Here is a 20,091-nt window from a genome sequence, read left to right on the forward strand (position 1 = left end):
TATTAAAGGACCACGAAAGTAGACACAAAGTTCATGATCATCATTTTGTCATTGTTGGCGAGCCTGTTTTATATACTAGCAACCGGACACGTGCTTTCACGTTTATTCCACAAAGAGGGCCCAAGTCAGAAGCTAACCGTTATTCTAAGCACGGTTGCAATTTTGAGCCATATGCTGGTTTTAGTGAATTCGGTGTTTACTCAACACGGGCAAGATTTGAGTACCATCAATATTGCGCTGTTGACTTGCTGGGTCATTGTGGTTTCTGTCACAACAGTTTCATTGAAGTTTCCCGCGACTTTACTTTTACCCGTTGTCTACGGCTTTGCAGCTATTCTATTGATTGCAAGTTTGTTTATTCCACATCACATTATTATGGATGATATCCATGTCGACATTGGCCTGGTCACACATATTTCATTATCACTGTTGGCCTATTGTATTCTGATCATCGCCACGCTATACGCTGTCCAATTTTATTTCATCGACAAACGTCTAAAAAGCAAAGACCTTGCAATTATGAATAGTCACCTCCCCCCATTAATGCAAGTAGAGTCCCAGCTTTATCAACTGCTTACAGTGGGAACAGGACTCTTAACCTTGGCGTTGTTGGCCGGGTTTGTATTTTTAGATGGCATGTTTGCCAAAGCTTCTATCCACAAAACAGTGCTTTCTCTAATCGCATGGACTATTTTTACAGCTGTCACATTGGGTCATCATCAATTTGGCTGGCGTGGAAAGCCTGTTGTCTTTGCTGTTATTGGCGCTTCTGGCATTGTGACTTTGGCTTATTTTGGAAGCCGATTTATCCAGGAAGTCATTTTAGACAAATTTTAATACAAAAAATTAGGCGTCGAACTTGACTCTGCTCCTGTGCTGACGCTTAATATCCGTTCGAAAGTAAAAAAGGGATCCTCTGTTGGACGACATATCTACCAGCGCCTTGTTTATCATACTCGGCGTGCTGATACTTATATCAGGTTATTTCTCAAGTTCTGAGACTGGCATCATGTCCATTAATCGCTATAGACTCAGACACTTAGTTAAAGAGAATAACAAATCTGCCAAGCGGGTCGATAAATTACTAAAAAGACCTGATCGCCTTATCGGCCTTATTCTTATCGGTAACAACCTCGTTAATATTGCTGCATCTGCAGTAGCAACAGTCATTGGTATGCGCCTACTAGGAGATGCAGGTATTGTTGTTGCAACCTTTGCATTGACTTTGGTCATCTTGATTTTTGCAGAAGTGACGCCAAAAACACTTGCCGCTCTGTATCCCGAAAAGGTTGCCTTTCCAAGCTCTGTGATACTGAAAGTATTGTTAAAAGTCCTTTTTCCCGTTGTCGTCACTGTCAATTGGATCACAAATGGCATGTTAAAGCTGTTTGGTGTGTCTCCTGAACAAATTGAAGAGCACAGTCTGAGTAAAGAAGAGCTAAAAACAGTCGTAAATGAATCAAGTGCCATGCTGCCAACAAATCACGGCAACATGTTAACGTCTATTTTGGATCTTGAGCAGGTTACCGTCGAAGATATCATGATCCCGCGTAATGAAATCAATGCCATCGACATCAATGACGATTGGAAGGACATTACCCGTCGGCTTACCCATGCGCAGCATACAAGAGTGCTTTTATACCGGGATCAAATCGACGATGCTGTCGGGTTTATTCACTCTCGCGATGCACTGCGCCTGCTGACCAAAGAACAATTCGATAAACCGTCTCTGTTACGCGCTGTTCGTGAAATTTATTTCATTCCAGAGGGTACTTCTCTCAACACCCAGTTGTTAAAGTTCCAGCAAAATAAAGAACGTATTGGATTAGTGGTTGATGAATACGGCGATATTCAAGGTTTAGTAACACTTGAAGATATACTTGAAGAGGTTGTTGGCGACTTTACCACCACCCAAACGCCCACCCCTAGCGATGAAGTCAAAGTCCAAAGCGATGGCTCTGTGCTAGTCGATGGTAGCGCCAATATTCGTGATTTGAACAAAGAGATGGGCTGGGAGCTGCCAACTGAAGGACCAAAAACCCTGAGCGGTTTGATTGTTGAATACTTGGAAGATATACCCGAGTCACAATTGAGTTTAAAAATTGCAAACTATCCAATGGAAGTGATGGAAGTGAAAGAAAATATGATCAAGATGGTTAAAATTTTTCCACTGCAACAGCCAGCACGAAAAGAAGCTTAATCAAAAACGGGTTTAGCAATACTAAACCCGTTTTTCTATTCAAAGTAATTTAGGTTATTTTCCTGCTTAAGAGAACAACCTTTCAAACCAACTCTTATTCAAATCATCTTCACACTTACGAAGTTGGGCTCCATATCGAGAAGCTCGGTGCTTAACCTTATTTGCAACTTTCACTAACCACTGCTTCTTCTTGTAAGTGCCGCGGCGATATCCGCCCCACCCTTCGTGATAATTTAAGTATTGAGCATAAGCATCCCACTTGGAAACACCATTCACTTTATGGGTTTTATAAACAAACCAACCCATGAAGTCGATAGCATCCTCAAAGTCATCTCTATCTGCACCTGAGTTACCTGTTTCACGAATATAATCACTCCAAGTCATGGTTTTTGCCTGAGAGTAACCATAAGCAGAGCTAGCTCGCCCTATGGGAATAAAACCTAGAAAATACTCCATCGGCGGTGCAGCATCGTGTCTAAAGGAGCTTTCTTGATACATCATACTCATCAAGACGTGCTTTGGTGATCCCCACTTTTCTTGCGCATCTCGAGCATCGTAATACCAATCTTCTTTTTCTTCAAAAATCTTACAAATATCATTAGGTTGCTTTGGTGGCGCTGTCGCGCACCCAGTTAATGCTAAGAGTAGAGGCAAAAATATTATTTTTTTTCTCATTTTTTTAAAACTCACCTGAACTTTTTCAATTTGCTAGGGTCATAGTACTTGAATGCAGCAGTTTAGCATTGTTTCATCCCTGATATTTTTATACGCAGCCCCATGGGCTGCGTTTTTTTATGCCTTTTCGAAGTAGTCTTGCAAAAACGCTTTTAATGTCAATTCGTCACTTTGACAAATCGCTTGTTCATCAATGAATGATTGGGCTGCTTGTGCGTTTAATTCAGCCTCTTGATAAAACTGATACGCTCGTTGCAGATGTTCCTCTTTATACTGTTTCGCAAGATCAAGAGCCTGTTCAGAAGAGTCAGCACTTTGCGCACCAAGGGCCGCTACCAGCTTCCCTGAAAAGGTTTCATCTGAGTTATCTACCCACGCTGCCAAAGTAGCTATGGTATCTGAATACGCATTGTTGCCATGCGCCTTATCAAATAGACTTGCTACCTTAATTAAATCACTGAAGATACTCTTTGCCCAAGCTTCCACCGAAACAGCAGAGTCGCCTTGCTGTAACTGAGTTTCTGTATCTCTCCCCGTACTAATGACACTTTGCAGGTTTTTATCAGAAACTTGCTGCTCATCCCAACTCATCTCTGGAGAATCTTTTAACAGACAATAAGTCAAAAATACATCCAAAAACCTGATCTGCTCTAAGCTAATCCCGGTATCGGAGAATGGATTCACATCTAGAGCACGGATCTCTATATACTCAATGCCACCACGGGCAAGTGCCTGTGTTGGCGTCTCTTGTGGATTAGCATTACGTTTAGGACGAATTGGCGAATAAAATTCGTTTTCAATTTGGAGAATATTTTTATTGAGTTGCTTTGGTTCAGAAGCCCGATAATCATCAATACTTTCATACAAGTCTGAGCGGCAGCGGATCGCCGTTTGCAGCCCTTTAACATATTCAGGGAGGCTGTTATACATCACTTTAAGCGAAGACTGTGCGCTGTTCGTATAACCGAGATCGCCTAACCTTAATGCCGTGCCCTTTGCCAAATACAAGGTGCCTTTACCTGACGCTTCAAACGGTAGGTCACTTTCCTTTCCTTGCAAAAACGAACGACATAGCGCTGGGGAAGCACCAAATAAGTAGCTAATTAACCAAAGCTCTCGTTTAAAGTTTCGGATCAAGCCTAAGTACTTGTTTGATATAAAGTCTTGCAGCGTATCTTGATTTTGCTCAGTGGCTTTAAGTGCATCCCAAAAAGCATCTGGAAACGACATATTAAAGTGTACACCAGCAATAGCTTGCATCATGCTACCATAGCGATTTTTCAACCCTTCTCGGTACAAGGTTTTCATTTTGCCGATATTTGAGTTGCCAAACTGTGCCAGCACAATATCGTCTTGATCTTCTATAAAACAAGGCATACTCATAGGCCAGAGCATTTCATCGCCCATATTTGCCAATGTGTATTTCTGTAGATCTCTTAGTTGAGACAACGTTTGCTCAGCCGACGTGCTAACAGGCGTAATAAACTCAAGTAGAGACTCTGAAAAATCCGTCGTGATTGAATTATGTGTGAGCGGGTGCCCCACACCTTTTGGGTGAGACGTTTTAGCAATTTTGCCGGATGGCTGGATCCGTAAAGCTTCTCGTTCAATACCACGCTGGATGCTCGATAAAGAAGGGACAAGCGCAGTGTTGGCAAGTGTTTCTAACTTGCTTTCTAAATTAGTGTGTTTCAAAAAAATACCTCGAGGCTCGGACCAAGCTTAAGTTATGCCACCTTCAATGGGGGCAAATTTAAAATACTCAAGCCACAATAATTACTTTACCAAAGTGCTCGCCTTGCTCAATAAACTTGTGAGCCAAAGCAATCTCATCTAGCTTGAATTTTTTGCTCACAACAATGCGTAGCTGTTGTGTTGCGACAGCTTGATACAGTTCATCAAGCTGGTTGGGATTTGCCTGTACTAACATGCTCTCACCATGTGCACCACATGATGCAGCATGCGCAATAACCTCATCTTTTGTTATTGACGGTACCGTAACAAATGCCGCGCCACTTTTCATATTTGACAACATAGTGCAAGCGAGCTTTCCACCGACTAAATCTAGTAATTGGCCAGCTCTCACTTGCATAAAGAATTCATCGTATGACATCACCGGAACATCAAAGTTCATTGCCTTCATAATCGCCTTGCGCGACGTTACAGCAACAACATCAAAGCCTTTACGCAATGCCAATTGTAGCGCCAAATGACCAACGCCACCCGTTGGTGCATTGATAAATAGCGTGCCACCGTCTACATCAAGCTTATCTAATGCCTGTAATGCAGTTAATCCCGCAAGACTCAGACCCGCTAAGCGCTCAGAAACTTTCGCATCGACCACAATTAACTCATTGTGATGTGCCGTAACATGGCTTGCATAACAACCCGGTTTAGTGGGAAACCCGGCCATACCTAAAACAGTATCACCAACCTTGACACCTTTAACCTGCTCGCCAGTTTCCTCTACCACTCCGTAAAGATCATAACCTAGAGGCAAAAATGCATCTTGGGCTTTAGATTGAGCTACATAGCCCAAACCAGCTCGAGTTTTAACATCTATAGGATTGACTGAAGATGAGATAACACGAATAAAAACTTGCTCAGGCTCTAGTGATGGCATAGGCATAATTTGGGTTTGAAGCGCATCAGCGGTGCCAAAATGCACAACGCCAGCTTGTGTGTATTTTTTATTCATTTATTTTCATCAAGATTGACTAAATAGTTGTTAAATTTAACATATAAAAGCAAGACCCCCCAAACAACTTCATCGTGTTCTTTAGGGGGTTCATAACAAATAGAGACAGCCTCCAAAAACGCTTATAAGCTCAGTTTAGCGGCCATTAAATTGAATTTTATCATCTTCAATATCCACGGCAATCATGGTGTTACCGTTGAAATCCCCTTGCAACAGACTTTGCGCTAACGGGTTTTCAATATACTGCTGAATTGCCCTTTTCAAAGGCCTTGCACCAAACACAGGATCAAAGCCGCTTTGCGCAATTTTTTCAAGCGCCGGTTCACTGACTTCAAATGCAAAGCCATTGTCTTTAAGGCGAGCCGACAACTTATCTAGCTGAATACGGGCGATCTGTTTTATGTGCTCAGTAACCAGAGGGTGAAACACAACGGTTTCATCAATTCGGTTAATAAACTCGGGTCTAAACTGAGTACTTAACACATCCATTAATTTGCTTTTTAATGCCACAAAGTCATTACTTCCAGCTTGCTCTTGGATCACATCTGAGCCCAAGTTTGAAGTCATAATGATCACCGTATTCTTGAAATCAACGGTTCTTCCTTGGCCATCGGTCAATCGCCCGTCATCCAGCACTTGCAATAAAATATTGAACACATCTGGGTGTGCCTTTTCTACTTCATCAAGCAATACCACTGAATAAGGCCGACGACGCACAGCTTCCGTAAGGTATCCTCCCTCTTCATAGCCAACATAGCCAGGCGGTGCACCTACTAAACGTGCAACCGAATGTTTTTCCATAAACTCTGACATATCGATGCGTACCATGGCATCTTCAGTATCAAACATAAAATTAGCCAGTGCTTTGGTCAGCTCTGTTTTACCAACCCCCGTTGGGCCCAGAAATAAGAATGAGCCGATAGGACGATTTGGATCTGCAAGACCTGCTCGAGAACGACGAATTGCATTTGCAATGGCGTTAACAGCTTCGTCTTGACCAATTACTTTTTGGTGAAGTTCATCTTCCATGTGGAGTAGCTTTTCCCGCTCCCCCTGTAGCATTTTTGCGACTGGGATCCCCGTCCAGCGCGATAAAATTTCTGCAATTTCGTCTTCAGACACTTGATTTTTCAGCAAGCTCATTTCTTGCATTTCAGCCTGAGAAGCCAAATCTAGCTTGCGCTCTAACGCTGGGATCCTACCGTATTGCAGTTCAGACATACGTTGTAAGTCACTTGCCCTGCGCGCTACTTCCAGATCAAGTCTTGCCTGTTCCAGCTCGGCTTTGATCACTTGTGTGCCTTGCAATGACGCTTTCTCAGCATTCCACACTTCATCTAGTTCTGTATACTCAGATTCCAGTTGCGCTATCAATGTTTGCATTTCAGTGCGGCGTTTTTGACTGGCTTCATCTTTTTCTTTCGCCAGCGCGTTGTCTTCCAGCTTCAATTGGATTATGCGTCTTTCTAACTTATCAAGCTGCTCGGGTTTTGAGTCAATTTGCAAACGAATAGATGATCCCGCTTCGTCGATCAGATCTATGGCTTTATCAGGAAGCTGTCTGTCGCTGATATAGCGGTGTGATAAATTTGCTGCAGCAACGATTGCAGGATCTGTAATATCAACAGAATGGTGCAGTTCATAACGCTCTTTCAACCCGCGCAAAATGGCAATGGTGTCTTCGACTGTCGGCTCTGAGACAAATACTTTTTGGAAACGCCTTTCCAGCGCTGCATCTTTTTCGATATATTGACGATATTCATCCAGCGTCGTTGCCCCCACACAATGGAGCTCACCTCGTGCCAGTGCAGGCTTCAACATATTGCCAGCATCCATTGCGCCATCGGTTTTACCAGCGCCGACCATAGTGTGGATCTCATCGATAAATAAAATCACACTGCCTTCTTCTTTGGCTAACTCGTTTAAAACAGACTTCAAACGTTCTTCAAATTCGCCACGGTATTTAGCTCCAGCAACGAGCGCCCCCAGATCCAGCGATAACACACGTTTGTGCTTTAACCCTTCAGGCACTTCCCCGTTGACTATACGCTGAGCCAAGCCTTCAACAATCGCCGTTTTACCAACTCCGGGTTCGCCGATGAGAACAGGGTTGTTTTTTGTACGTCGTTGCAGTACCTGAATTGTACGTCTAATTTCGTCATCTCGACCAATAACAGGATCTAATTTGCCTTGCTCTGCCCGCTCCGTTAGGTCAATTGTATATTTTTCGAGTGCTTGGCGTGTTTCCTCTGCATTTGGGTCGTCGACCTTTTGGCCGCCACGGATAGCTTTAATCGCTTTTTCAACCTTGTCTTGGGTTATATTCAACGCTCGGAATATATCGCCCAGTTCCCCTTTATCTTCACACGCGGCAAATACAAATACTTCACTAGAAATATATTTATCCTTGCGCTTTTGTGCATATTTATCACAGAGATTGATAAGCGAAATGAGCGTATTAGACAGCTGAACATCTCCACCAACCCCTTCGACTTTAAAAAGCCGCTCTATAGATTGGGATAATTTGGTATTGAGTTCATCAGCGCTGACACCCGCTTGGGCAAAGAGTGCCCTGACGCTTGAACCTGTTTGCTGTAACAGTGCATACATTAAATGCACAGGTTCTATAAATTGATGATCTCTGCCTAAAGCTAGAGACTGAGCGTCTGACAACGCACTTTGAAACTTGCTGGTAAATCTATCTAAACGCATGAGACTCCACACCTAAGTAATCTTAACTACTTCTTTAAGTGGGTCCTTTAGCGAATTTGTTCAAGTGGCGAAGAGAATTTATTTACGCCAAATTACCGTAGCCATACGACCACATTGGCCGTCACGTCGATACGAGAAGAATTGTTCTTTATTGCTGAATGTACATAGCTTATCGGTATAGATGCTATTGACATTAAGGGCTTGTAACTGCATCTGGGCAATTAAAAAAATATCTGCGAGGTATTTCCCATTACCAATGGCTCTAAAAGCCTCTGACAGCTCAGGGGACTGTGCAATAAAAGTATCTTTGACTTCAGAACCAACCTCAAATGCATTGTGGCCAATTGCAGGTCCCAGCCATGCTACAAGTTTATCAGGAGAAGCCTCAAAGTGCTGCGTCGTTTTTGCAATGATCCCCCCAGCCAGTGGTCGCCAGCCACCATGGACTGCGGCAACTTCTCTGCCACACTGACTGGCGAGTAGAACAGGTAAACAATCTGCCGTCATAATGGCCAATGGCTGACGTCTTAACCGAGTGTATAGGGCATCGGCATTCACTAGCAGGCTAGCATCTGTTTTGGTATCAACTACGTGTATATCACAACCATGTACTTGATTAACCCAAGTTGGCGCTGCTGGCAGGTAACTTTCTAAGACAGCTCGATTCTTTGCAACATGCTCGCTGTTATCACCAACATGGTAGGCAAGATTAAAGGTGTCATAAGGCGCACAAGAGTACCCACCCAAGCGGGTGCTGGATACAGCACCGACTTGATGTTGCACAGGCCATTGAGGCAATATCATATGATTAATATTCAATTTGTGGGTTAGCTTTAGTATCAGACCGTAACATGTCAGTAAGCGCTTGCATATCATCAGGGATCGGCGCTTCCCAAGTCATTTTTTCACCTGTAATAGGGTGCGCGATACTTAGTTTAACCGCATGCAATGCTTGTCTCTTAAAACCCCGTAGCGTATCTAAAAACTCTGCTGACGCATTTTTCGGGGGACAAGGGCGACCATTATATAACTGATCCCCTATTAGAGGGTGTTTCAAATAAGCCATATGTACACGGATTTGGTGTGTTCTACCCGTTTCCAAGCGCAATCTCAAACGCGTATGAGCTCTAAATTTTTCTGCAACACGGTAATGTGTGATAGCAGGTTTGCCCATTTCATGTACAGCCATATGAGTACGTTTAGTTGCATGACGCCCAATCGGCTTTTCAATCACACCACCCGCAGTCATAGTACCATTACAGATAGCTTCGTACTCACGGGTAAAGTTAGTTCGTGCTTGCAGGTTTTTTACTAGGTGGGTTTGCGCCTGAATTGTTTTGGCAACAACCATCAACCCTGTTGTGTCTTTATCTAGACGATGCACAATGCCGGCGCGAGGCACGTTGATAATATCTGGATGATGATATAGTAATGCGTTTAGCACAGTGCCATTTGGATTGCCGGCCCCTGGATGGACGACTAAGCCCATTGGCTTATTGATCACTAGGATATCTTCATCTTCATAAACAATATCTAATGCAATATCTTGCGCTTCGTATTCGCGCTCTGCTTCTATTTGTGTTTCGATCTCTACGACTTCACCACCAAATAGTTTTTCTTTCGGTGTGCTCAATGTTTGACCATTAACTGTCACCTTTTCATCTAAAATCCAAGTTTTTATTCTTGAACGTGAAAAATCCGGGAACAATTGCGCTAATATTTGGTCTAGACGTTTACCGCCTAACTCGATTGGCACTTCGGCTTGTAGAGAAATTTGCTCTGACATGTGTAACTTTACCTAAATTACCAGTGCAAGCCTCGCTCGACTGGGTTAGAATCGCATAAATGCATAGTTTACTCGGTTTTACCGACTTGGCCTAGCCGAAGACAACGAAGGTAGTAAAATAAAATGATAATGAAGTTGGGAAAACGCGCTGCTGCAGTGTTTATTAGCGCATCTATACTAGGATTAGCCGCATGTTCTTCAGCACCAGAACAAGAAGAGATTGAACGTGTACCAAATAAGTCAGTACAGGCTTTGTATGACGATGCTAAGCGCACTTTAGACTCTGGCTTGTATGCCAGAGCCATTCAACTGCTTGGTGCAATTAATGCCCGCTATCCGTTTGGCCCGTATTCAAGACAAGTACAAATGGATTTGGTCTATGCCTACTACCAAACTGGGAATGTAGATCAGGCGCTTGCAACCATTGACCGTTTTATTCGCTTAAATCCAAATCATAAAAACCTTGATTACATGTACTACATGCGTGGCCTTGTTAATATCAAAGCTGATGAAAACGCGTTCCAAGAGTACTTTGGCGTAGACCGCGCAGACCGAGATGTCAGTAAAACGCGTGTCGCATTTCAAGATTTATCTACTTTGGTGAAAAACTACCCTGACAGTAGCTATACACCTGAAGCAAAAAAACGCTTAGCATGGTTGCTTAATAAAATGGCACGTTATGAGCTGAAAATTGCCAACTATTACTATGAACGCGAAGCATACCTTGCGGCAGCAAACAGAGGTAAGTACGTTGTTGAGCATTACTCTCAGAGCAGCTATTTACTTGAAGCGCTGGATATGATGGAAAAAAGCTACGATAAACTAGGGTTAACAGAATTGAGTGAAAACGTGAGAAAAACAAAAGCACTTAATCAGCGTTAAATATATTTGATCAGGCATCACTGATGCCTGATCAACAAGCAATGAAAGCAACATTAAATTGCTTCTTCGTCTTCTTCACCAGTACGGATCCTAACAACTCGCTCAACTTCAGTGACAAATATCTTACCATCGCCGATCTTACCGGTTTGCGCCGTTTTTAAAATAACGTCAATCGCACGCTCAACATCTTCTTCTGCCAATACAATGTCTAATTTCACTTTAGGTAGGAAATCAACCATATATTCTGCACCACGATATAACTCTGTATGGCCTTTTTGACGCCCAAAACCTTTAACTTCACAAACAGTCATACCGGTTATGCCTATATCAGACAGGGCTTCTCTCACATCATCTAACTTAAATGGTTTAATAATTGCTTCAATCTTCTTCATGATTATCATGCTTCCTATGGTAATGCGTCGATTTTAGACAATAGGGGCAAGCAAGGCAAACTTAGCAGTTGAATAATATATTGAAAAGGCGCAAAATAAAGTATCAACACCAGCCTAGATTAGGAGCTTTCCATGCGACACCAACAAGGCATGAGCTTACTGGAATTGTTAATGACAGTTGCCATTTTAGGCATTTTGGCCTCCCTCACATTTTTCTTCACTAGTACCACCTATCATGAAAACCGTGCACAGAGTTTTTTACTTGAGCTCAAACGCAGCGTTACGTTTGCTAGAGCAAAAGCAACTGCGAGTGATGAAATAGTCATCGTTTGCCCAGTATTAGAAAAGTTGCTATTGGAAAACAGGGACTTTACTTGTTTAGCAAACTGGCAAAGCAATCGCATCGTTATTTTTGTAGATCGAGATAATAATGGTACCTTCACAGTGAATACCGATAATATACTGAGAGTAATGGAAAAAGTAACCGAGAACGATACGCTGAATTACCCAGTAGCATCACTAAAATTTGATTCCAGCGGTCGCTTGGGTAATGGGCAAAATGGTAATTTTATATATTGCCCTAATGGAACAACCACACAAAACCAAAGCCTGAGTATTACCCAAGCTGGTACAGCGTTGTTTACCGGAGACACCACCCAAACGTGTACTTAGCGCGTGGTGGTGTCAATATTGATGAGAAAGATTAACCTTTTCATATCACTTCACTTTATCGTAAAAAGACACACAAAAATAATAAATTCAGTATTTTCTGGCAGCCTTAGCTAACGCGTTGTATACGCGTTCGCCCTTAAATTCTACCCAGCTATATAAAACTTATTATTCGCTAACGCGGAGGATGAATGATGTGGGTAGAAAAAAGGTATATACAAGGCTTTTCAATGTTAGAACTGATTATTACTTTGCTGATCTGTGCAATTGTAATCATGTTAGCTATTCCTTCAATGAGTGAGATTCTCATTGTTAATAGGCCTAAAAACGCTTTGATGCATTTAGACAGACTGGTTAGCTTTGCACGACTCAAAGCCATATATTCAGGTGAACGGATCACTTTATGTCCGTTAATCGAAAACCGCTGCTCTCGAGGTTACTGGGACAGGGAACTCACTTTGTTTATTGATAGAGGCAAGCTCGGATGGTTGGATAACCGAGACACTATATTGCGAGTAACTTCTAAAATTGCCACCAACGATGACCTTACATATCCAAGAAACGCCATTACGTTTAAACACACAGGCACCACTTGGGGGTTAGGAAATGGCACATTTACATACTGTGTCACACATAGAGACGGTACAAAGTCTGGGAAATCTCTATCCCTGAGCACAACCGGACGTACAAAGCTAAAGGATACCTCTCGATGCTTGTATTAACGCTCCCAACAGTGATCTGCGCTTTGAGTTCCTGTAACAGACTTAATACCCAAATTGTTTATTGATAGAGTAGTGCACTCTGTATCGCCGCTGACAGGGCCACTTGCCGCAGTTGCAGTCAAAGTATACCCGTTATTGCTAAGTACAACCGTAATGGTAAAGTAACCGTTTTCGCTAGTTGTTGGTATGCCAATATCAGATAATTTACTCGTATACTCTCGATTGTCTACAAAATACTGCTCCTGCTTGTTTGCACCATCTAGCAACAGCGTCATGGCATCAGAGCGTGCTCCTCGCTTCAAATAATTAGAGTAATTTGGGTAAGCTAAGGTTGCTAAAATACCAGCAATAGCAACCACAATTACCAGCTCTATCAAGGTAAATCCAGTGTGAAGCCGTATATCACTTTTCATCATTATCTTCTTTCTTATAAATAAACAATTGTCTTGTTTCATAAGTTATCGTCAAAGGCGATACACTTGGCACATTTGCAGACCCGTCTGCGTTTTTATACACATTGGGTGGCTCAAGCCGTTGTGGATCAATGCCATCTGCGGGGTTGTTACCAAACATCGGATCAACCGCATCTTCTTTTATCACTGTAGGGCTAATAATTTTAGCTTTTACTGTCTTTTTCTTGGTGATTGGATCTTCATACACATCATAATGTGTTCTGGGTGTATCAGGTAGTGTCGCAGTGGTGCGATAGCGGCGTAATTGGAATACCTGCATGCCATAGTGCAAGTGGACAATATACAAATATCCTGTACCTTCCCCTATCGCACATTGATTCTGTGAAACGGTCGTTGGAGAGAAAGATGTAAAATAAGCCAATCCACCAATTGCAGTCGCTGCTGACAATGACTTTTCGCCGGATTGAAGTTTAATTTTCCAACCTTTCGCTTTACCTAACTCTGCTTCTTGAGTCGTAAAATTCTCATAGCTGTTCAGATTGGCTTTAAACGGATCGTTTGTAACATTGAATAGTTGACTCGCCCTTATCACAGCTGGTGTATTCTCAGAAGTAAATGATTGCGTTTTAGTATTTTCATCTCTGAGCATAAACAAGAAGTTTTTAACATGTGTGGAGGTAGGCTTAGCTCGGTTGCCGCTTCCGATCAATATCCCTTCATAAGGTACATCTCGTCTCACTTTTGTTGGCTTACCATCAATAATCTCTACAGTGACCTTGCTAAAGTAGGTTCTGGCAATCATGGGGCGATAGAAGAAACGACGTTTTGCATCATCATTGCCACCACTTAGGTTGGCAAATCTGAAATGTGTCCACGGCGCGTCTTTATCATCCGGAGATGTGCTCGGTAAGTCCACTCGCCAAATACCGCCACCGGTATCTGCGGCATAAATCCTGTCTACAAAGCCATCATAATCAGAGTCGAGTACGCTGACGTCAGCAGCAATACTGTGCTTGCCTTTAAAGCCATTGCTAGGTGTCAACGACCATATTGGCTTACCGCTTTCCAAATCAACAATATAAATCCCTCGACCTTTACTGTCTTCAGAGAACAGTGCGTTGTCTTTATTTGTATCGTAACCCGCGCCAAAAATCAGCACAGGCTTATTAGGCTGTGCCGTGATAAAAGAGACTATCGGCTTAGACCAAGATTGTGCTAACTCGGTATAATCACCAACTCCACCTTTTATGGGTCCGCCCCACATCAATCGAGGGCGATCAGGCTCTGTAATATCAAAACCGAAGTATTCGTTTCCACCACGTCGCATGCCTGCAATCAGCCATACTTTTTCACCTGAATCTACCACCCCGCTATCGTTTTTATCCCAAAAATACACAGTAATAGGACCATCCATACCGTATAACTTAGTATCTTGCTTACGATTTCTCAGAGGTTGTAAAACTTTCAATAGTGAGTCTGGGATAAACGCCCAACTTTCTTCAACGGTATCTCCCTTATCTTTAAACATGTGCAAGAAACCTGCATTGGTGCCTACAATGACCCTTAAGTCATTGTTACCGTAGTCAATTGTTACAGGTCTAGAATGCAGAGGATCCCCAAAAATATCGTTGCGTCTTTCATTGGTGATGCGGTTGCCATTTTGATCATCAACATCCAGCCCCCTTGCCCATGACATCGTATTTTGTACTTGAGAAGTGGAGCTGCCAAATTTCGCAGCCAGATTAACAAGAGAGCCTTGATGTGCATTTAATGCTGTATTGTAGTCAAAGTTGTATAAAGCGCCTTTACCAAAATCTGAATAGAGTTTGCGTGTAGTTTGTCGCTCAGTTAATTGATAGTTTACGCCGCCCTCTAGTACGACATTGCCATCTTTGCCTCTGGGGTTTGACCAATATGTCGTAACAGACTTATCAATTTGCCCTTTATCATTAATCGCATTGGAGGTTGTGCCTACACCATGTACAACCCCGCCTGTGACCTTTAACTTTTTCAAGTTACCAGCCCAACGAGTATGTGTTTCTGGGTAAAACATCGTGAAATACACCGAGTCGCCACTGCGGCTTAAGTCCGAACTACTCGTTGATACCGAAGGAGATGAAAAGCTATCACTTTGCTCGCGTATTTTTGAAATAGTTAGCTTCAGCGCTTCAGACAACTGAGATGCCGTATTGGCATGGAGATAAGCCCCCCCGCCATCCACTTCACCAGTTTGCTTTAAAAGCGCTTTACCTGCATTAGACATGCCTGTGCCAAAACCTATGGTATATACGCGCGCAAAGTCTTGTTTATCAGCCGTTGTCGGGTATAAATCAACTTGTTTTTGAGACGTACCACGCATTAATTTTGCCAATGCGCTTAAATAGCTATTTGATGTGGTTGATGGGTAAGAACCGAATACTCTGAAGTGTTCGTCAGAAATAGCGCCGTTTTTTCCCGTATCACTGGTTGGGTCGCCATCGGTCATTAAGATAATATTTGTCGAGGTATCGCAGCGTTCTGGTTCACCAACAACAGGAATAAAAGGTGACTTATAACGCCCATTGGACTCTATTGTTTTGTCCCTATCATCTCCCCCATTGTAACCATAATCTACCGCTCTGCCAGTCAGATATAAGTAGGCTTCCCACAAGGTTTCTGCCAAAGGGGTATTACCACTGGCCCTCAAAGCATTGATTTTACTGACGACAACACTTGGATCTGCGCCAATACCATTTAATACATACCCACCAGAGCTGGAATACAAACGCATCAAGCCAAAGTCAAAATCAGGATTATCGTTTACCAAAGAGGTCATCGCAGCCTGCGCCACTTTTAACCGGCTATCACCACAAGTCACCGAGCGATAGGCGCCATTGATATATTTGTAACATGTTTTAGATGTTTTGGATGTATCGAAGCATTCTGTAGAACGCAGCCTCCAATTTCGATATTCATAACAGCGTTTGCCATCAACTACATCCCACGCCATGCTGCCTGAGGTATCGAAAATAACAATGACACGTGACTTCTCAGAACCACTCACATCGTGTTTTACATACAGTTCAATGTCTTCGGCATTTACGGCACTGCTAATAACAAGGCAGATAAAAAGTAATCGTTTAAAGTACATCATTGGTTTGCCTTAATATCTTGGATTTCTTGACCGATACCAATCACAACTGTGACCGTATGACGACCTTGATCACCATACTCAACAGAACTTGTTAGTTCAGTCATATTACAGACAACGCCCTCTGTATAGCTATATATACGAGGACATGGCACTTCCAACTGGCCTCTATTTAAATTTCTTAACTCGTAATCAACTGGGTTGTTTAAATTTTGGTTATCAAACGTATGTACACCATTGTCATTTGCATCTATTTGTCCATTGGTCAAATGAAACTTGCTGGCGCCAAACAATTGCTTTTGATTTTTAACGAGACGCTGCACTTCCCCCATCAAATAGGCTTCCGCAGTCTCACGCTCCTGTGCCGCGTTAGTGATCTTGATATCAATGGTGCTACTGCTCATCAAAGTCACAGCAATACTCGTTACTGCCACGATTAATACCATTGATACAATAAGTACCATGCCACGCTGCTTAGCCTGATTTACCATGCTGAAGACCCCATGTTATATAGCTGAACTGTCGTCGAAAATACCGTTCGCCGATAACTATCTGAAAAGGTACGTACGACTTTGTCGTTATCACTTCCCAGTGTGTATGTTTGATTTTTTAATTTAATACCAGGATCAGGTTCCAAAGACCTAACTAAGACAATTACTTGAACTGTTAAAACGCCTTCGGATCTCTCCCAATCAGCTGCTGTCATTTGCTTTACACTACGGTAACCATCAACACGGCTATCACCGTCTAGATCAATACCAAAAAGAAAACGCATGTCCTCAACACCTTCAATAACCGTCTCGGTAGTCATATCCCCATTTACGGTCAGTCGTTTACGGCTTAATACCGGGATTGTGAGCTGTACGTTATCTATGGTGATCTGCTGTTCTTGGATAAAATACACATGGTGGCTATAGGGCCAAAGTGTGGCATTCACGTTCGGCAACCCAGCAAAGTTGGGGCCCGATATAAAATCACCTTGCTCTTGTTGCGCAATAAAGTAGTACTTATTTGAACTCACAACACCATTGGTAATTTGCTCACCCTCTAAAAACTTCAGCTGTAACACTTCGGTATTTTTTTTAGCGCCAGTAATACAGTCCAAAGAGTTTCCGTTCGCGGTATAATCAGCAAAAATAGGGCGAAAATTTGTTGGTGTTACATCAGGAAAGCTGCCGTTGTTGAGACCACCAAAACAGTCACCAGTTGGGTTTGCCGGCCCACTGGAGTTATCTGCACTGAAACTTTTGTCGTAGAACGTACCCCAAAAACCAATTTGCTCCAGATCTCGGCGCAATAAAGTCAATGATAATCGCCCTATTTCTTGCAGCTCCCCTATCGCCATTGTATCTTTTGTTGTTACGCGCATGCTCACATAGGTAGCTACCACACCTCCGAGGAGAATCGCTCCAATAAACAAGGAGATCAATATTTCAATCAGAGTGAAGCCACGCTGACGCATTGTTAGCTCCTTACTAGGACGAAGCTGGTTAAAGAAACAAGTCTTCTGTAATCATCTTTCGTACCACAGTTAATATTTGACGTTGTATTATTTGCCTTGATGGCCTGTCGCCCTACCCAAGAAACCGTGACAGTCACTTCAAAACCATCCCCATCTCTAACAGGTGTGATACATACTGTTGTATCATCTAGCGAGCCTGTATTTTCCTTCGCTCTGATCGCTTGCTTCCACTGTTCTTTATCAAGGTTGGCAATTGCTAAATTATTGCAAAAGGTAGAAAAGCAAGTCGTATCCGTATTCAACTGAGTTTGGCTGGTAAACGAACCACCATACAAGTCTGTTAGCGCAGTGGTATCATTTGAGCGAATACGTTGAATAATGTCGCCAGCTAAAGCCACAGCAGCCGCACGCTGCATCGAATCGAAGCTGGCTTGTTTCGCCTTCGCTTGCAATGCAACTGCCCCGAGCAGGCCAAAGCTCAAAACCATAAAAGCAACCACCACCTCTAACAAGGTGAATCCAGCTTGGCTTTTTTTTGGAAACAATCTACCCATGAAAAAAACTCAACGTATAATCTACCCTACATAGTATCGCTTTTTTCGTATAACCAAATAGCCATGTGACTAAACGGTCAATCAATGTGGGTCAGTGGTTAAAACACTGATTTAAGGCTCGCATATGCACGACGGCTAACCTGGACTGGCTCTTCAACACCTTGGAGTACAACACGGTGCGCACCCTCGCAACTCTCTAATTTTATGATGCTTGCCTTTTTCACAATGGTATTTCTATGCACTTGTACAAAGTGATGCGGGTAGTCAGACAAAAGTTTTTTTAGGGGAGTATCGATAAGTGCATCCCCGCCTTCAAAGTAAATATGGGTGTACCTGTCATCCGTTTGCGCAATAAGGATATCAGGCACGTTCACCCATCGAATATCGTGTCCAACTTGGTATTGCAATTTAGCTAATGTATCAGGGAATAGATGATTTAATAGCTCAGATATTTGCGCACTGTCTACAGGTTTAACCAAATAGCCAGAAGCATATATTTGATAAGCTTGTAACGCGTGCTCTGGATAAGCGGTGACGTAAACGAGCTTTAAATTGGCATTTTTGTTACGTAATATTTTTCCAAGCTCAATTCCATCCATGCCTGGCATTGAGATGTCTAAAAAAACGAGTTCTGGCTCAAGCTCCTCAACTAACTCTATTGCTTGTTGGCCATCTTGGGCTTCGCCTACAAATTTTAAAACTTCAAATTCACCCAGTAGTCGCTGTATTCGTCGTCGTGCAATTGGTTCATCGTCTACTACCAGATATTTCATTCAAAGCTCCTAGGGGCAACACCACGTTTATAAAGAATCTACCACTTTTTTGCGATGTCTTCAAAGCCGCTTGCTCGCCGTAATAAATAACTAAGCGCCGGCGAATATTTTCCAAAGCAATTCCCTGCCCTGAACGTGACTTTGATTCTGGATTAAATGGGTTATCTACTGTAAACAGCAATTTATCTTCACGGCAGTTCACTTTAATTTTGATTGAGCCGCCTAAACGTGCAGGCTCAATACCATGAACAACCGCATTTTCCACTAAAGGCTGGAGAATTAGAGCTGGCACACGCACATCTAAATCGACATTTTGGACAGTCCACTCAACGTTGAGGCGATGCTCAAAACGATACTTTTCAATGGTCAAATATCCTTTGGTAAGGGAGATCTCTTGGCTAAGACTGTGTTTTTTACCACTGGCAAATGCAACCTGCATTAATTTTGCCATAGTAAGCGCAGCCTCCTCCGCTGCATTCGGATTTTCGTGGCAAAGCTCAGCTAAGGTATTTAATGCATTGTGTAAAAAATGAGGCCGTATTCGCGCTTGAAGGGCTTCTAATTCAGCATTAGCGGCATGTGCGATGGTGTTTAAATTATCAATGTAAATTGCCATAAAGTGCAAAAGCAAAATAACAACAAAACCGCAAATTGCGTTGTTGTTAAACACAAATTGCCAATCAATTGGTTCCACTGGTGAGAAGGTAGTGTACTGAACTATTAAGCTGGTGAAGATACAAACTGATTGGAAAAAGACAAGTACAATACCTAACTCAGTTTTGAAAGATAGTTGCTTGAAATATTTAACGACAAAAGCGATTAGAGCAAGTGTTATGAATGCGTTCGCGTGGGTAAATAAACTGACTAACCCTAAACTCAGCCAAAAATCTTTTCCACTCGATAGAGTATAAATGAAGGCGACTGCTTGCGAGGCAATAATCATTGCAAGAATGCCTCGCTCCGAGAGCATCGCCTTAAATAAACCACGGTCAATCGATGCCGAATGAACCCATGGAGTCATGT

General features: G+C 42.7%; 19 protein-coding genes. 5 read left to right on the forward strand and 14 right to left on the reverse strand.

The features are described 5' to 3' along the window. Window positions 1-33 precede the first annotated feature (33 nt). Window positions 34-837, forward strand: a complete 804-nt coding sequence (locus tag QNM18_RS05535) for a cytochrome C assembly family protein (RefSeq protein WP_023398617.1) — start codon at window positions 34-36, stop codon at window positions 835-837. A gap of 82 nt (window positions 838-919) precedes the next feature. After that, a complete protein-coding gene (locus tag QNM18_RS05540) occupies window positions 920-2,200 on the forward strand; it encodes an HlyC/CorC family transporter (protein ID WP_211009671.1) in 1,281 nt (426 codons plus the stop codon). Window positions 2,201-2,266: 66 nt separating this feature from the next. Here QNM18_RS05540 and QNM18_RS05545 read toward each other — a convergent pair whose 3' ends face one another. The 6 genes from QNM18_RS05545 to rluD form a co-directional block, all read right to left on the reverse strand. Beyond that, the gene (locus QNM18_RS05545) at window positions 2,267-2,875 is read right to left on the reverse strand and encodes a transglycosylase SLT domain-containing protein (RefSeq protein ID WP_023398615.1); all 609 of its coding nucleotides are present in this window, start codon (window positions 2,873-2,875) and stop codon (window positions 2,267-2,269) included. Between the two features lie 117 nt (window positions 2,876-2,992). Further along, window positions 2,993-4,570, reverse strand: a complete 1,578-nt coding sequence (gshA, locus tag QNM18_RS05550) for a glutamate--cysteine ligase (protein WP_284136618.1) — start codon at window positions 4,568-4,570, stop codon at window positions 2,993-2,995. 67 nt (window positions 4,571-4,637) lie between these two features. Next, window positions 4,638-5,573 carry an NADP-dependent oxidoreductase gene (locus QNM18_RS05555; RefSeq protein WP_211009673.1) on the reverse strand — a complete coding sequence of 312 codons (936 nt, stop codon included), beginning with the start codon at window positions 5,571-5,573 and terminating at the stop codon, window positions 4,638-4,640. A gap of 135 nt (window positions 5,574-5,708) precedes the next feature. Then, the gene (clpB, locus tag QNM18_RS05560) at window positions 5,709-8,285 is read right to left on the reverse strand and encodes an ATP-dependent chaperone ClpB (RefSeq protein ID WP_211009674.1); all 2,577 of its coding nucleotides are present in this window, start codon (window positions 8,283-8,285) and stop codon (window positions 5,709-5,711) included. A 78-nt stretch (window positions 8,286-8,363) separates the two neighbouring features. Then, window positions 8,364-9,089 carry a peptidoglycan editing factor PgeF gene (gene pgeF / locus QNM18_RS05565; RefSeq protein WP_284136619.1) on the reverse strand — a complete coding sequence of 242 codons (726 nt, stop codon included), beginning with the start codon at window positions 9,087-9,089 and terminating at the stop codon, window positions 8,364-8,366. Between the two features lie 4 nt (window positions 9,090-9,093). After that, window positions 9,094-10,071 carry a 23S rRNA pseudouridine(1911/1915/1917) synthase RluD gene (gene rluD / locus QNM18_RS05570; RefSeq protein WP_211009676.1) on the reverse strand — a complete coding sequence of 326 codons (978 nt, stop codon included), beginning with the start codon at window positions 10,069-10,071 and terminating at the stop codon, window positions 9,094-9,096. A 123-nt stretch (window positions 10,072-10,194) separates the two neighbouring features. On the opposite strand from rluD, the gene QNM18_RS05575 reads away from it, so the two are divergent. Further along, complete coding sequence (locus tag QNM18_RS05575) at window positions 10,195-10,953, forward strand: outer membrane protein assembly factor BamD (RefSeq protein WP_023398608.1); 759 nt, start codon at window positions 10,195-10,197, stop codon at window positions 10,951-10,953. A gap of 53 nt (window positions 10,954-11,006) precedes the next feature. On the opposite strand, the gene QNM18_RS05580 is transcribed toward QNM18_RS05575, so the two are convergent. Then, window positions 11,007-11,345 carry a P-II family nitrogen regulator gene (locus QNM18_RS05580; RefSeq protein WP_023398607.1) on the reverse strand — a complete coding sequence of 113 codons (339 nt, stop codon included), beginning with the start codon at window positions 11,343-11,345 and terminating at the stop codon, window positions 11,007-11,009. A gap of 132 nt (window positions 11,346-11,477) precedes the next feature. On the opposite strand from QNM18_RS05580, the gene QNM18_RS05585 reads away from it, so the two are divergent. Then, complete coding sequence (locus QNM18_RS05585) at window positions 11,478-12,017, forward strand: GspH/FimT family pseudopilin (RefSeq protein WP_211009677.1); 540 nt, start codon at window positions 11,478-11,480, stop codon at window positions 12,015-12,017. Between the two features lie 191 nt (window positions 12,018-12,208). After that, window positions 12,209-12,736, forward strand: coding sequence for a GspH/FimT family pseudopilin (locus tag QNM18_RS05590; protein WP_284136826.1), 528 nt, complete (start codon window positions 12,209-12,211; stop codon window positions 12,734-12,736). Here the strand turns inward: QNM18_RS05590 and QNM18_RS05595 are convergent. From QNM18_RS05595 to QNM18_RS05625, 7 genes are all read right to left on the reverse strand, one after another. Continuing rightward, entirely contained in the window at window positions 12,733-13,152 is a 420-nt protein-coding gene (locus tag QNM18_RS05595; protein ID WP_284136620.1) for a type IV pilin protein, read from the reverse strand. The two genes, QNM18_RS05590 and QNM18_RS05595, sit on opposite strands and share 4 nt — an antisense overlap. Then, complete coding sequence (locus tag QNM18_RS05600; RefSeq protein WP_349774887.1) at window positions 13,139-16,282, reverse strand: pilus assembly protein; 3,144 nt, start codon at window positions 16,280-16,282, stop codon at window positions 13,139-13,141. The genes QNM18_RS05595 and QNM18_RS05600 overlap by 14 nt, the downstream gene beginning before the upstream one ends. Then, window positions 16,279-16,770, reverse strand: a complete 492-nt coding sequence (locus tag QNM18_RS05605) for a pilus assembly protein PilX (RefSeq protein ID WP_211009678.1) — start codon at window positions 16,768-16,770, stop codon at window positions 16,279-16,281. The genes QNM18_RS05600 and QNM18_RS05605 overlap by 4 nt, the downstream gene beginning before the upstream one ends. Further along, entirely contained in the window at window positions 16,764-17,741 is a 978-nt protein-coding gene (locus QNM18_RS05610; RefSeq protein ID WP_284136621.1) for a PilW family protein, read from the reverse strand. Before QNM18_RS05610 ends, QNM18_RS05605 begins: the two co-directional genes overlap by 7 nt. Window positions 17,742-17,743: 2 nt before the next feature. Continuing rightward, a complete protein-coding gene (pilV, locus tag QNM18_RS05615; protein WP_284136622.1) occupies window positions 17,744-18,295 on the reverse strand; it encodes a type IV pilus modification protein PilV in 552 nt (183 codons plus the stop codon). Window positions 18,296-18,393: 98 nt separating this feature from the next. Next, entirely contained in the window at window positions 18,394-19,068 is a 675-nt protein-coding gene (locus QNM18_RS05620) for a LytR/AlgR family response regulator transcription factor (protein WP_211009681.1), read from the reverse strand. Further along, window positions 19,043-20,089 (reverse strand): sensor histidine kinase, encoded by a 1,047-nt coding sequence (locus QNM18_RS05625; RefSeq protein WP_284136623.1) that lies wholly within the window; start codon window positions 20,087-20,089, stop codon window positions 19,043-19,045. Before QNM18_RS05625 ends, QNM18_RS05620 begins: the two co-directional genes overlap by 26 nt. Window positions 20,090-20,091 lie beyond the last annotated feature (2 nt).

This window comes from Pseudoalteromonas obscura (genome assembly GCF_030135505.1).
GTDB lineage: Bacteria > Pseudomonadota > Gammaproteobacteria > Enterobacterales > Alteromonadaceae > Pseudoalteromonas > Pseudoalteromonas obscura.

What these genes read in the sequence shown, in the direction of transcription:
- QNM18_RS05535 (WP_023398617.1), top strand. Translation starts at nt 34, where the DNA reads ATGATCATCATTTTGTCATTGTTGGCGAGCCTGTTTTATATACTAGCA.
- QNM18_RS05580 (WP_023398607.1), bottom strand. Translation starts at nt 11,345, where the DNA reads ATGAAGAAGATTGAAGCAATTATTAAACCATTTAAGTTAGATGATGTG.
- QNM18_RS05595 (WP_284136620.1), bottom strand. Translation starts at nt 13,152, where the DNA reads ATGATGAAAAGTGATATACGGCTTCACACTGGATTTACCTTGATAGAG.
- QNM18_RS05585 (WP_211009677.1), top strand. Translation starts at nt 11,478, where the DNA reads ATGCGACACCAACAAGGCATGAGCTTACTGGAATTGTTAATGACAGTT.
- rluD (WP_211009676.1), bottom strand. Translation starts at nt 10,071, where the DNA reads ATGTCAGAGCAAATTTCTCTACAAGCCGAAGTGCCAATCGAGTTAGGC.
- QNM18_RS05555 (WP_211009673.1), bottom strand. Translation starts at nt 5,573, where the DNA reads ATGAATAAAAAATACACACAAGCTGGCGTTGTGCATTTTGGCACCGCT.
- QNM18_RS05575 (WP_023398608.1), top strand. Translation starts at nt 10,195, where the DNA reads ATGATAATGAAGTTGGGAAAACGCGCTGCTGCAGTGTTTATTAGCGCA.
- QNM18_RS05590 (WP_284136826.1), top strand. Translation starts at nt 12,209, where the DNA reads ATGTGGGTAGAAAAAAGGTATATACAAGGCTTTTCAATGTTAGAACTG.
- clpB (WP_211009674.1), bottom strand. Translation starts at nt 8,285, where the DNA reads ATGCGTTTAGATAGATTTACCAGCAAGTTTCAAAGTGCGTTGTCAGAC.
- QNM18_RS05620 (WP_211009681.1), bottom strand. Translation starts at nt 19,068, where the DNA reads ATGAAATATCTGGTAGTAGACGATGAACCAATTGCACGACGACGAATA.
- pilV (WP_284136622.1), bottom strand. Translation starts at nt 18,295, where the DNA reads ATGGGTAGATTGTTTCCAAAAAAAAGCCAAGCTGGATTCACCTTGTTA.
- QNM18_RS05610 (WP_284136621.1), bottom strand. Translation starts at nt 17,741, where the DNA reads ATGCGTCAGCGTGGCTTCACTCTGATTGAAATATTGATCTCCTTGTTT.
- QNM18_RS05545 (WP_023398615.1), bottom strand. Translation starts at nt 2,875, where the DNA reads ATGAGAAAAAAAATAATATTTTTGCCTCTACTCTTAGCATTAACTGGG.
- pgeF (WP_284136619.1), bottom strand. Translation starts at nt 9,089, where the DNA reads ATGATATTGCCTCAATGGCCTGTGCAACATCAAGTCGGTGCTGTATCC.
- QNM18_RS05605 (WP_211009678.1), bottom strand. Translation starts at nt 16,770, where the DNA reads ATGGTAAATCAGGCTAAGCAGCGTGGCATGGTACTTATTGTATCAATG.
- QNM18_RS05625 (WP_284136623.1), bottom strand. Translation starts at nt 20,089, where the DNA reads ATGACTCCATGGGTTCATTCGGCATCGATTGACCGTGGTTTATTTAAG.
- QNM18_RS05600 (WP_349774887.1), bottom strand. Translation starts at nt 16,282, where the DNA reads ATGATGTACTTTAAACGATTACTTTTTATCTGCCTTGTTATTAGCAGT.